Here is an 11,767-nt window from a genome sequence, read left to right as displayed (position 1 = left end):
CCGGCTGTTCCGGCGCAGGCCGGCGCGCCGGCGGTGGAGGCGGTCCCCAACCGGGAGCCGCTGCTGGAGGTCGACGACGTCACGCTGCGCTTCGGCGGCGTGGTCGCGCTCGACAACGTCAACTTCACCCTCTACAAGGGGGAGATCCTCGGGCTGATCGGCCCGAACGGCGCTGGCAAGACCACCTGCTTCAACGCGATGACCGGCATCTACCAGCCCACCAAGGGTGAGATCCGGTTCCGTGGCGGCAAGATCAGCGGGAAGAAGCGCCACCAGATCACCCAGATGGGTATGGCCCGGACGTTCCAGAACATCCGCCTGTTCCCGGAGATGACCGCCCTGGAGAACGTCCAGGTCGGCGCGGACGCGCACCACAAGACCAGCGTGATCTCCGCTCTGTTCCGGTTGCCTCGGCACCGGCGCGAGGAGCGTGAGGGACGGGAGAAGGCCGAGCGGCTGCTGGAGTTCGTCGGCATCCGGCACCGGCTGCACGAGTTCGCCCGCAACCTCTCCTACGGGGAGCAGCGGCGGCTGGAGATCGCCCGGGCGCTGGCCACCGATCCGGTGCTGCTCTGCCTGGACGAGCCGGCCGCCGGCTTCAACCCGGCGGAGAAGGAGGAGCTGCTCCAGCTCATCCGGCAGGTCCGGGACACCGGCGTGACCGTGCTGCTGATCGAGCACGACATGCGCCTGGTCATGGGCGTCACTGACCGGATCGTCGTGCTGGAGTTCGGAAAGAAGATCGCCGAAGGGCTGCCCGCCGAGGTGCGGGACAACCCGAAGGTGGTCGCGGCGTACCTGGGGGTGCCGGACGATGTTGCTTGAGATCGACGATGTGAGCCTGCTCTACGGGCGGATCCAGGCGTTGCACGGCATCAGCCTGACCGTGGCCGAGGGTGAGATCGTCGCGCTGATCGGCGCCAACGGCGCCGGGAAGTCGACCACCATGCGGGCTATCTCCGGGATTCGGCCGATCGCCACCGGCAGCATCCGCTTCGAGGGTGAGGACATCTCCAAGCTCCGAGCCGACCTGCGGGTCCGGCGGGGGCTCTGCCAGGCGCCCGAGGGTCGGGGGATCTTCCCCGGCATGTCGGTGCTCGAGAATCTGGACATGGGGGCGTACACCCGGCGCGACCGCGCCGGGATCGCCGAGGACCTGGCCCGGGTGCTCGACCTCTTCCCCCGGCTGGCGGAGCGACGTAAGCAGGCCGGCGGTACCCTGTCCGGCGGCGAGCAGCAGATGCTGGCCGTCGGCAGGGCGTTGATGAGCCGGCCCAAGCTGCTGTTGCTCGACGAGCCCTCGATGGGGTTGGCGCCGATGCTGATCCAGCAGATCTTCGACATCATCAAGGAGATCAACGAGCAGGGCACCACCGTCCTGCTGGTGGAGCAGAACGCGCAGCAGGCGCTGGCCCGAGCGCACCGGGCGTACGTGCTCGAGACCGGCAGGATCGTCAAGACCGGAACCGGTGCCGAGCTGCTGCACGACCCGGCGGTCAAAGAGGCATACCTCGGCGTGGCCTGAGCGGCCGTCACACCCCTCACGCAAGGAGTGCAGAAATGTTCATTACCAACGGTGCCCGGCGGGCGGCGCTCGGCGCCGCCAGTGCGGCGTTGATCGCCCTCTCGCTGACGGCGTGTGGGGAGAAGGAGAACAGCGGCTCACCCGGTGCCGGCCCGACCGTCACGGCGGCGGCCGACTCGGCGCTGGCCGGGAAGGTGCCCGACGCCATCAAGTCCGACGGTGTGATCAAGGTCGGCACCGACTCGACGTACGCCCCGGCGGAGTTCCTCGACGCCGACGGCAAGACGGTGGTCGGCTTCGACGTCGAGCTGTTCAACGCGGTGGCGCAGAAGCTCGGTCTCAAGGCCGAGTACGAGTCGTCGCCGTTCGACGCGATCCTGCCCGGTGTCGACTCCGGCAAGTACGAGATCGGCGTGTCGTCGTTCACGATCAACGCCGAGCGTCTCAAGAGCGTCAACATGGTGAGCTACTTCTCCGCCGGCACTCAGTGGGTGACCAAGGCCGGCAACGCGGCCAAGATCGACATTGACAACGCCTGCGGCAAGAAGATCGCCGTGCAGACCGGCACCGTGCAGTTCGACGACATCACCGCCCGGTCGAAGAAGTGCACCACCGGCGGCAAGCCGGCGATCGCCATCGACCAGTACCAGGCGCAGAGCGACGCCACGGCCGCCGTGTTCAGCGGCAAGAACGACGCCATGCTGGCCGACTCGCCGGTCGGGGCGTACGCGGTGAAGCAGAGCAACGGTTCGCTGGAGCTGATCGGCGACATCTACGAGTCCGCCCCGTACGGCTACGCCGTCAAGAAGGACCAGACCGCCTTCGCCGAGGTGCTCAAGGAAGCCGTCCAAGCGGTCATCGCTGACGGCTCGTACCAGACCGCGTTGAAGAAGTGGGGCGTCGAGGGTGGCGCCATCACCTCTTCGGCGCTGAACCCCGCCAACTGACGCATGTCGTCGGAAACGGACACAACCGAACGGGCACGGCCGGAACCCATCCAGGCCGTGCCCGTCCGGCATCCCGGGCGTTGGGTAGCGGTCGCCGTGATCGGGGTGCTGGTGGCCATGTTCGTCCACCTGCTGGTGACGAACAAGGCGTTCAACTGGGCGTTCATGGTCGACGAGATGTTCCGGCCGCCGATCATGGAGGGTCTGCGCGGCACGCTCGCGCTGACCGTGCTCGCGATGCTGATCGGCGTCAGTCTCGGCGTTGTCGTCGCCATCATGCGGTTGTCGGAGAACCCGATCCTGCGGGGCGTCTCCTGGGCGTACACCTGGTTCTTCCGGGCCGTGCCCCGGCTGGTGCTGGCGATCCTCTTCGGCAACCTCGGCATCCTCTGGGCCCGGATCGAGTTCGGCCTGCCGTTCGATCGGCAGATCGGCGCGCTCTTCGGCGTCGACGACTTCGAGGCACGTCTGTTCGGCTTCTCCGCGCTGGAGATCCTCACGGGATTCGTCGCCGGCATGCTGGCGCTCGGGCTCTCCGAGGCGGCGTACATGGCCGAGATCGTCCGGGCCGGGATCCAGTCGGTGGACGAGGGGCAGACCGAGGCGGCGCAGGCGCTGGGCCTGAGCCGTACCCAGATCCTGCGCCGGATCGTGCTGCCGCAGGCGATGCGGGTGATCATCCCGCCGACCGGCAACGAGACCATCGCGATGCTCAAGGACACCTCGCTGGTGGCCTTCGTGCCGGTCTCCACCGAGCTGTTCTTCCAGCTCAAGGCCGTGGGTAACCGGACCTTCCAGGTCTTCCCGATGTACGTGGCGGCCTGCCTGTGGTACCTGCTGCTGACCAGCGTGCTGCTCGTCGGGCAGTACTACCTGGAGCGACACTTCTCCAGGGGGTTCGGCAGGAGCGCCCAAGCCAAGATCAGACTGCGCGGGATCACCGCTGAGGCCGGCGGCAGCGCGAGCGAGGCGGGTCGGTGATGACGCAGGTGACGACATCGGCGGAGGCCGCGGAGACGGCCGCCGACGGCGTGATGGTCCGCGCCGAGCAGGTGCACAAGTCGTTCGGGCCGGTGGAGGTGCTCAAGGGCATCGACCTGGAGGTCCGCAGCGGCGAGGTCTGTTGTCTGCTCGGGCCCTCCGGCTCGGGCAAGTCGACGTTCCTGCGCTGCATCAACCATCTGGAGAAGATCAACGCTGGCCGGATCCGGGTGGACGGCGACCTGATCGGCTACCGGGAACGCGGTGGCAAGCTGCACGAGATGCGGGAGAAGGAGATCGCCGCCCAGCGCCGCGCGATCGGCATGGTGTTCCAGCGGTTCAACCTCTTTCCGCACATGACCGCCCTGCAAAACGTCGCCGAGGCGCCGGTGCTGTTGGGCCGGGAGCGCAAGGCCGCCGCCCGGGAGCGGGCCGCCGCGCTGCTCGAGCGGGTCGGGCTCGGCGACAAGCTGGGCAACTACCCTGGGCAGCTCTCCGGCGGGCAGCAGCAGCGCGTCGCCATCGCCCGGGCGTTGGCGATGCAGCCGAAGCTGATGCTCTTCGACGAGCCCACCAGCGCGCTGGACCCGGAGCTGGTCGGCGAGGTGCTCGACGTGATGAAGGACCTTGCCCGCGACGGCATGACGATGATCGTGGTGACCCATGAGATCGGCTTCGCCCGGGAGGTCGGCGACTCGCTGGTCTTCATGGACGACGGTGTGGTGGTGGAGTCCGGCGCGCCGCGCGAGGTGATCGCCAACCCCCGGCACGACCGGACTAAGGCGTTCCTGGCCAAGGTGCTCTGAGCCGGTGCCCGGCGCGGCCGTTCCGTTCGGCCGCGCCGGGCGTCGTGCCGGTGTCCCGTCCTGTCGTAGCGGCGGACTAGAGTCGCTGCCGTGACAGCTACGACGCCGCGCCTGCTTCTCGTTGACGGACATTCCATGGCATATCGGGCGTTCTTCGCCCTGCCCGTGGAAAACTTCTCCACCACGACGGGGCAGCCGACCAACGCGGTGTACGGCTTCACCTCGATGCTGATCAACGTGCTGCGCGACGAGCAACCCACTCACATCGTGGTGGCCTTCGACGTCTCCCGCCACTCCTTCCGCACCGACAAGTACGCGGAGTACAAGGCCGGCCGCAGCGAGACCCCGACCGACTTCAAGGGCCAGGTCAGCCTGGTCAAGGAGGTCCTGGCAGCCCTGCAGATCCCCGTGGTGGAGAAAGAGGGCTTCGAGGCCGACGACGTCATCGCCACCCTCGCCTGCCAGGCCCGCGACCAGGGCATGTCGGTGCTGATCAGCAGCGGTGACCGCGACGCGTTCCAGCTGGTCGACGATCAGATCACCGTCCTCTACCCGCGCAAGGGCGTCTCCGACCTGGCCCGGATGGACCCCGCGGCGATCGAGGCGAAGTACGGCGTTACGCCACAGCAGTACCGGGACCTCGCCGCGCTGGTCGGCGAGACCAGTGACAACCTGCCCGGCATCCCGGGCGTCGGCCCGAAGACCGCCGCCAAATGGATCACCACGTACGGCGGGGTGGAGGGCGTCATCGCCCGGGCCGACGAGATCAAGGGCAAGGCCGGCGACAGCCTGCGGGAGCGACTCGCCGACGTGATCCGCAACTACGAGATCAACCGCCTCGTCTCCGACCTGGAGCTGCCGCTACGCCCGGAGGACAGCCGCTGGACAGGTTGGGACCGGGAGGCGGTGCACCAGGTCTTCGACACCCTAGAGTTCCGCATCCTGCGCGACCGCCTTTACCAGTACCTGGAGGCGGTCGAGCCGGAGGCCGAGTCCGGCTTCGACCTCACCGGCGAGGTGCTCACCGAGCCCGGCGCGCTGGCCGGGTGGCTGACCACGCACGTCCCGACCGGCACCCCGGTCGGGCTGGCGGTCAAACTCGACACCGGTCCCAACCGCCGGCACACCGCCTCGATCACCGGTCTCGCGCTGGCCACCGCCGGCGGCGCGGCGGCCTGGGTCGACCCGGCAACGCTCGACCCGACCGACGAGGGCGCCCTGGCCAGCTGGTTGGCCGACGAGCAGCGCCCCAAGGTGCTGCACGACAGCAAGCCGGCTGTACTGGCCTGCGCCGCACACGGCTGGCATCTCGCCGGCATCGTCCGGGACACCCAGATCGCCGCGTACCTGGCCCGCCCCGATCAGCGGTCCTACGACCTGACCGACCTGGCGCTGCGCTACCTGCACCGGGAGCTGCGGGTGGACGTCCCGGAGTCCGGCCAGCTCACCCTCGACGGCCTCGGGGACGAAGGGGTGGTCGAGCAGAACCTGATGCTCCAGGCCCGCGCCACCCTCGACCTGGCCGACGCGATCGACGCCGAGCTGTCCCGCGACGGCGAGCAGTCGGCCCGGCTGATGGCCGGCGTGGAGCTGCCGCTGATGCGGGTGCTGGCCACCATGGAGAGCACCGGCATCGCCGCCGACACCGACTATCTCTCCGAGCTGGAGGCCCACTTCGCCGCCGAGGTGAAGGCCGCCGCGCAGGGCGCGTACGAGGCGGTGGGTCGGGAGTTCAACCTCGGCTCGCCCAAGCAGTTGCAGGAGATCCTCTTCACCGAACTGGGTCTGCCGAAGACCAAGAAGATCAAGACGGGCTACACCACCGACGCCGACGCTCTGCAGTGGCTCTACGCGCAGCAGCCGCACCCGGTGCTGGCCCACCTGCTGCGTCACCGCGACGTTGCCAAGCTCAAGTCGACAGTCGACGGGCTGCTGAAGTCGGTCTCCGACGACGGCCGGATCCACACCACCTTCAACCAGACCGTGGCGGCCACCGGTCGGCTCTCCTCCACCGAGCCCAACCTGCAGAACATCCCGATCCGCACCGAGGAGGGCCGTCGGATCCGTCGGGCCTTCGTGGTGGGAGACGGCTACGAGTCTCTGCTCACCGCCGACTACAGCCAGATCGAGATGCGCATCATGGCGCACCTCAGCTCGGACGACGCGCTGATCGACGCGTTCAACTCCGGTGCCGACTTCCACGCCGCCACCGCCTCGTCGGTCTTCGGGGTGCCGCTCGGCGAGGTCACCCCCGACCAGCGCCGCAAGATCAAGGCCATGAACTACGGCCTGGCGTACGGCCTGAGCGCCTTCGGCCTCTCCCAACAGCTCAGCATCAGCACCGAAGAGGCGCGCGGGCTGATGGAGAACTACTTCGCCGGCTTCGGTGGGGTGCGCGACTACCTCCAGCAGGTGGTCGCCCGGGCCCGCCAGGACGGCTACACCTCCACCATCCTCGGCCGACGCCGCTACCTGCCCGACCTGGTCAGCGACAACCGGCAGCGCCGTGACATCGCGGAGCGGATGGCGCTCAACGCCCCCATCCAGGGCTCCGCCGCCGACATCATCAAGGTGGCGATGCTGCACGTCGACACCGCGCTCCGCGAGGCTGGGCTGGGCTCACGGATGCTGTTGCAGGTGCACGACGAGTTGGTCTTCGAGGTCGCGCCGGGTGAGCGGGAGGCGTTGGAGGCCCTGGTCCGGCGGGAGATGGGCGAGGCTCACCCGTTGTCGGTGCCGCTGGAGGTGTCGGTCGGTCTGGGCCGGGACTGGAACAGTGCCGATCACTGATCTTTGTGCTGGCGGTGGTGGGGGTTGCGGTGTGGGGTTCCGGGGCAGCCCGACCCACTCCGGGCGGTCAGGCTTGATCCCTGCGTGGGTCGGGCTGCCCCGGAACCCCTGACCTGGTCGCGGCAGCTGGCGTGGTTGGGCACTCGCCGACGGGCGCTATTTCACGACCGAGGCGGGATCGGCCGGCGGTCGTTCCGGCAACACCGACTGCAACGCCACCAGGTCCGATCTGCGCAACGTCGGGGACAGTGCGGATCGTGGCGTTGTGAGGCACCAACGTCACCGACGACGGGCAGATCGTGCGGCGCTGACCAGCTACTTCATGGGGTCGTGGCCCCAGTTCATGAGCGACCAGCGCCACTTGGTGTCGCGGACGTTGCCGGAGGGGCGCTGCGCCATGTGCCGGCGTACGTAGCCGACGACCTTGCGCATGTGCTTGTAGTCGCCCTCGGACAGATCGCCGCGTTTGCGACGGAGCAAGTTGATGATCTTCCGACCGGACTCGTGCCCGACGGACTCGCCACCACCCGCACGACCGCCCTTGTGCCAGCCGACCTGCTTCGACTCGTCGGTCTCCAGCCACGTGGACAGCTCGCCGGGCTTCATGTTCACCGCCTCGGTGAACTCCCGGTAGGTGTCCCGGCCCTCGTCACTCTTACTCATGGCGCAGCGCCCCGGGGCGGTGGGCCACGTCGCGGCCCGTGCCGTCACTGCGGACCCGGTACTGCGGGTCGTCGGGGGCCGCGTTCACCGCCCGCCCGCTGACCCTGGTCCGCTCGGTGATCGTCTCCTGCACCACGCCGTACGCGCGGCTGCCGTGGGCCGACCAGGAGACATGGTCGCCCTTGTGAAATCTCGGTTCGGCCATGGTCCTCGGCTACCCGACCCGGCTGGGGCGAAACGGCTACGGCGTGATCTCGGCGACCGGCAGCTTGATGTCGAACGGCTCAGCCAACTCGATCACGTCGGCACCGTCGGCGACCAGCTCGTACTGCCGCTCACCGCCCGGCCCCACCCGATCGCCGATCCGGTACGCGTACACGTGCACCGGGTCCTGCTCGATTCGCCAGTAGAACGGGATGCCCGCGGCGGCGTACTCACCCGGTTTCGCGAACCGGTCGATCCGTCGCGTTCCCGGCGAGACAATCTCCACGGCGAGCACGACATCCTCTGGCCGCAGAGTGGACCGGGAAGGAGCCACGCCGGCCCGCCGTAGGAGCACGTCCGGCTGTCGGCTGGTATTGGGACTCAGCCCGACTCCGACCGCCTGGACGACTCGTAGGTCGGCCGGCGCGTGTTGCAGCAGCCAGTGCGCTAGCAACAGCGAGATGTCTTGATGGCCCAGGGTGGGGGAGGGTGTCACCTGGATAACTCCGTCGACGAGTTCGACGCGGGGGGCGTCGTCCGGCAGGGTGAGCAGGTCCTCCAGCGTGTAGTCGGCACGCTGCTGCCGCATCGGATCCGGACACCAGGGGCCAGGTGATGTCGGGACGGGCTCGGCGCTCATGGGCACGAGCCTACCGGCGGTCGATGGCTCGCACGTCGGACAACGGGTGCGGCGCTCACCCGGCGGGCTTCTCGGTGACGAAGATGGCGGTGCCGGGGAAGAGTCGTCCGCGCAGCGGGCTCCACTGCCCCCAGATCCCCTCGTGTCCCTCCGACCACTCCGGCTCCACCAGGTCCAACAGCCGGAACCCGGCACCGACCAGCTCGCGGATCCGGTCGCCGAGGGTGCGGTGCTGCTCGACGTAGGTGGCCACGCCGGTCTCGTCCTGCTCGACGTACGGGGAGCGGTCGAAGTACGAGTGCACGGCCGTCAGGCCGCCCTCGCCAGGGTCGTCGAGGAAGATCCACCGCATCGGGTGGGTCACCGAGAACACCCACCGGCCACCCGGGCGCAGCACCCGGTGCACCTCGGCGAGCAGCGCCGCCGAGTCGTCCACGAACGGGATCGCGCCGAACGCGGTACAGGCGACGTCGAACGACCGGTCGGCGAACGGCAGGGCGAGCGCGTCGGCCTGCACCAGCGGTACGCGTACCCCGGTGCGGTCGGCGGCCTCGGCGGCGTGCCGCAACATGCCGGCGGACAGGTCGAAGGCGACCGGCCGGGCGCCCTGGGTGGCGAGCCAGCGGGCGGCGGCCGCGGCGCCGGCGCCCACCTCCAGCACCCGCCGCCCCGACACGTCGCCGAGCAGCCGGGCGTCGGCCTCGCGCAGGCCCTCGGGGCACCACACGAAGTCCACGTCGCCGAGGAACGCACCGTGTTCGGCCTGGTAGTCGTCGGCGTCGGTGTCCCACCAGCCGCGGTTGGCGCGCCGGGCCTCGGCGTCACCCACCCGGCGCCGGGTAACCCGGCTGTCGTCATCCACGCGCTCACGCTAGGCCCCACCCAGCCCATTGGGCACGGCGGCGCGTCCAGGATCTGCGCGACTCCTCGCGCGCTGGGCTTGATCGACCCGGCTTCGGTGACGTCGCGGTGTCCGAGCCGCTTCGACCGTGCCGGCGGGCCGCAGCGATACCCGGGGAGCCGGGGCGACCAAGCGCGGCCCGTGGTGCGCGCCGACGGGGCGGGAGGGGCTGCTGTGACGCAGGAGACAGCAGCGGTGTTTTCCGGGCGATTGTTCGGCTTTCGCAGGTCATCGCACGAAGAGAACCCGGGAGGGCTTGCACGCTGTGGTAATGCGCACGGTAGGCTAGACGATGCGCTCGCGGATCGCGTTGCCTCGGCAGGGAGCAGGTGCGCGGTCGACGGAGCCACATCATGATCTCACTAGGCGATCGTTCGGTGTGCCCGGCGACGGATCCGCTGGCGCGAACAGGTCACTGCGACACACCAGCCTGCTGTGACAACCCACCGACCGGAGCAACCGCCCACATGACGAGCAGCATCGAGGCCCCCTCGAGCGCCACCCGGGTCACCCACGACGATCTCGGTTCCGAGGAGGCATTCCTCGCCGCGATCGACGAGACCATCAAGTACTTCAACGACGGCGACATTGTCGAAGGCACCGTCGTCAAGGTCGATCGGGACGAGGTCCTGCTCGACATCGGCTACAAGACCGAGGGTGTCATCCCCTCTCGGGAGTTGTCGATCAAGCACGACGTGGACCCCGCCGAGGTTGTGACGGTTGGCGACCACATCGAGGCCCTGGTCCTCCAGAAGGAGGACAAGGAGGGTCGTCTGATCCTCTCCAAGAAGCGGGCACAGTACGAGCGGGCCTGGGGCACGATCGAGAAGATCAAGGACGAGGACGGCGTCGTCCGCGGTTCGGTCATCGAGGTGGTCAAGGGCGGCCTCATCCTCGACATCGGGCTGCGCGGCTTCCTGCCCGCGTCCCTGGTCGAGATGCGTCGTGTGCGCGACCTGCAGCCGTACGTCGGGCGGGAGCTCGAGGCCAAGATCATCGAGCTGGACAAGAACCGCAACAACGTGGTCCTGTCCCGCCGGGCCTGGCTGGAGCAGACGCAGTCCGAGGTGCGCACCGAGTTCCTCAACAAGCTGCAGAAGGGCCAGGTCCGCAAGGGCGTCGTGTCCTCGATCGTCAACTTCGGCGCCTTCGTGGACCTGGGCGGCGTCGACGGTCTGGTGCACGTCTCCGAGCTGTCCTGGAAGCACATCGACCACCCGTCCGAGGTCGTCGAGGTCGGCCAGGAGGTCGAGGTCGAGGTCCTGGACGTCGACCTGGACCGCGAGCGGGTCTCGCTGTCGCTGAAGGCGACCCAGGAAGACCCGTGGCGGCAGTTCGCCCGCACCCACGCGATCCAGCAGATCGTGCCGGGTAAGGTCACCAAGCTGGTTCCGTTCGGTGCGTTCGTCCGCGTGGACGACGGCATCGAGGGTCTGGTCCACATCTCCGAGCTGGCCGAGCGCCACGTGGAGATCCCGGAGCAGGTCGTCCAGGTTGGCTCCGAGGTCATGGTCAAGGTCATCGACATCGACCTTGAGCGTCGCCGGATCTCGCTGTCGCTCAAGCAGGCCAACGAGGGCTTCGTCGAGGGCGAGGAGCACTTCGACCCGACCCTCTACGGCATGGCCGCGACGTACGACACCGAGGGCAACTACATCTACCCCGAGGGCTTCGACCCGGAGACGGGCGAGTGGCTCGAGGGGTACGACAAGCAGCGCGAGACCTGGGAGAACCAGTACGCCGAGGCTCGTCTGCGCTGGGAGGCCCACACCAAGCAGGTGCAGACCTCTCGGGCCGCCGACGCCGAGGCTGCCGCCAACCCGACTCCGGCCGTTCCGGCCGCTGCCGGCGGCGGTGGCGGTGGCACCACCTCCTCGTCCAGCCCGGCCCCGAGCCGGCAGGCCGAGGAGCCGGCCGGCACGCTGGCCACCGACGAGGCGCTCGCCGCACTGCGGGAGAAGCTCGCCGGCGGTAAGTGACCCGCTGAACGACGACGGGCCCCGTCCCCGCGATCTCCGGATCGCTGGGGGCGGGGCCCTCGCCGTGTCCGCGGTACGCCCTGCCGCCCCGCCCGCTCGCTGACCCGCCCGCCAGCTCGCCAAGATCGTGCTCGATCCATGATGTAGGGGCCTCCCCACCGCCGTAGACCACTACATCCTGGTTCGAGCACGATCTTGGCGGTCGTGGGCGTCCCGAACCCCGCTCCCGGTGTCTCCGGGGCGGGTTCGTCGTCATGATCCGCGCAACATAAGGGGTGTTGCGGTGTCGCGCGCGCCGGGGGCCGCAACATCCCGGTTGTTGGGGTGATAT

At 69.0% G+C, this 11,767-nt stretch carries 10 protein-coding genes and 1 pseudogene; 7 read left to right on the top strand and 4 right to left on the bottom strand.

From position 1 onward, the window contains the following. The first annotated feature begins 33 nt into the window (after nucleotides 1-33). The 6 genes from AB0B48_RS11745 (at nucleotide 34) to polA (ending at nucleotide 7,049) form a co-directional block, all read left to right on the top strand. The gene (locus AB0B48_RS11745; protein WP_357199502.1) at nucleotides 34-825 is read left to right on the top strand and encodes an ABC transporter ATP-binding protein; all 792 of its coding nucleotides are present in this window, start codon (nucleotides 34-36) and stop codon (nucleotides 823-825) included. Further along, nucleotides 815-1,525, top strand: a complete 711-nt coding sequence (locus AB0B48_RS11740) for an ABC transporter ATP-binding protein (protein WP_355007597.1) — start codon at nucleotides 815-817, stop codon at nucleotides 1,523-1,525. Before AB0B48_RS11745 ends, AB0B48_RS11740 begins: the two co-directional genes overlap by 11 nt. 35 nt (nucleotides 1,526-1,560) lie before the next feature. Then, entirely contained in the window at nucleotides 1,561-2,472 is a 912-nt protein-coding gene (locus AB0B48_RS11735) for an ABC transporter substrate-binding protein (protein ID WP_357199459.1), read from the top strand. Nucleotides 2,473-2,475: 3 nt separating this feature from the next. After that, entirely contained in the window at nucleotides 2,476-3,453 is a 978-nt protein-coding gene (locus AB0B48_RS11730; protein WP_355007595.1) for an amino acid ABC transporter permease, read from the top strand. Further along, nucleotides 3,453-4,259: an amino acid ABC transporter ATP-binding protein gene (locus tag AB0B48_RS11725; protein WP_355007594.1), complete on the top strand. Its 807-nt coding sequence runs from the start codon at nucleotides 3,453-3,455 to the stop codon at nucleotides 4,257-4,259. Before AB0B48_RS11730 ends, AB0B48_RS11725 begins: the two co-directional genes overlap by 1 nt. A gap of 90 nt (nucleotides 4,260-4,349) precedes the next feature. Then, on the top strand, nucleotides 4,350-7,049 hold the full coding sequence (gene polA / locus AB0B48_RS11720; protein ID WP_357199456.1) for a DNA polymerase I: 2,700 nt from the start codon (nucleotides 4,350-4,352) through the stop codon (nucleotides 7,047-7,049). A 324-nt stretch (nucleotides 7,050-7,373) separates the two neighbouring features. Here polA and AB0B48_RS11715 read toward each other — a convergent pair. From AB0B48_RS11715 to AB0B48_RS11700, 4 genes and pseudogenes are all read right to left on the bottom strand, one after another. After that, nucleotides 7,374-7,712, bottom strand: a pseudogene (locus tag AB0B48_RS11715) (DUF3140 domain-containing protein); the annotation flags it as partial. Continuing rightward, nucleotides 7,705-7,917 carry a DUF2945 domain-containing protein gene (locus tag AB0B48_RS11710; RefSeq protein WP_357199453.1) on the bottom strand — a complete coding sequence of 71 codons (213 nt, stop codon included), beginning with the start codon at nucleotides 7,915-7,917 and terminating at the stop codon, nucleotides 7,705-7,707. The gene AB0B48_RS11710 and the pseudogene AB0B48_RS11715, both read right to left, overlap by 8 nt. Before the next feature lie 36 nt (nucleotides 7,918-7,953). After that, nucleotides 7,954-8,556, bottom strand: a complete 603-nt coding sequence (locus tag AB0B48_RS11705; protein ID WP_357199450.1) for a Uma2 family endonuclease — start codon at nucleotides 8,554-8,556, stop codon at nucleotides 7,954-7,956. Nucleotides 8,557-8,611: 55 nt separating this feature from the next. Beyond that, complete coding sequence (locus AB0B48_RS11700) at nucleotides 8,612-9,418, bottom strand: class I SAM-dependent methyltransferase (RefSeq protein WP_357199447.1); 807 nt, start codon at nucleotides 9,416-9,418, stop codon at nucleotides 8,612-8,614. Between the two features lie 506 nt (nucleotides 9,419-9,924). On the opposite strand from AB0B48_RS11700, the gene rpsA reads away from it, so the two are divergent. Next, on the top strand, nucleotides 9,925-11,436 hold the full coding sequence (gene rpsA, locus AB0B48_RS11695) for a 30S ribosomal protein S1 (RefSeq protein WP_091407939.1): 1,512 nt from the start codon (nucleotides 9,925-9,927) through the stop codon (nucleotides 11,434-11,436). Nucleotides 11,437-11,767 lie beyond the last annotated feature (331 nt).

This window comes from Micromonospora sp. NPDC049089 (genome assembly GCF_040648775.1).
Lineage (GTDB): Bacteria > Actinomycetota > Actinomycetes > Mycobacteriales > Micromonosporaceae > Micromonospora.
The sequence above is the reverse complement of the archived record's forward strand: the minus strand, read 5'-3'. Positions and strand labels throughout refer to the sequence as shown.

Bases quoted from the DNA above. Each gene is read 5' to 3' on its own strand.
- rpsA (WP_091407939.1), top strand. From the start codon at position 9,925: ATGACGAGCAGCATCGAGGCCCCCTCGAGCGCCACCCGGGTCACCCAC.
- AB0B48_RS11705 (WP_357199450.1), bottom strand. From the start codon at position 8,556: ATGAGCGCCGAGCCCGTCCCGACATCACCTGGCCCCTGGTGTCCGGAT.
- AB0B48_RS11725 (WP_355007594.1), top strand. From the start codon at position 3,453: ATGACGCAGGTGACGACATCGGCGGAGGCCGCGGAGACGGCCGCCGAC.
- AB0B48_RS11735 (WP_357199459.1), top strand. From the start codon at position 1,561: ATGTTCATTACCAACGGTGCCCGGCGGGCGGCGCTCGGCGCCGCCAGT.
- AB0B48_RS11740 (WP_355007597.1), top strand. From the start codon at position 815: ATGTTGCTTGAGATCGACGATGTGAGCCTGCTCTACGGGCGGATCCAG.
- AB0B48_RS11710 (WP_357199453.1), bottom strand. From the start codon at position 7,917: ATGGCCGAACCGAGATTTCACAAGGGCGACCATGTCTCCTGGTCGGCC.
- AB0B48_RS11730 (WP_355007595.1), top strand. From the start codon at position 2,476: ATGTCGTCGGAAACGGACACAACCGAACGGGCACGGCCGGAACCCATC.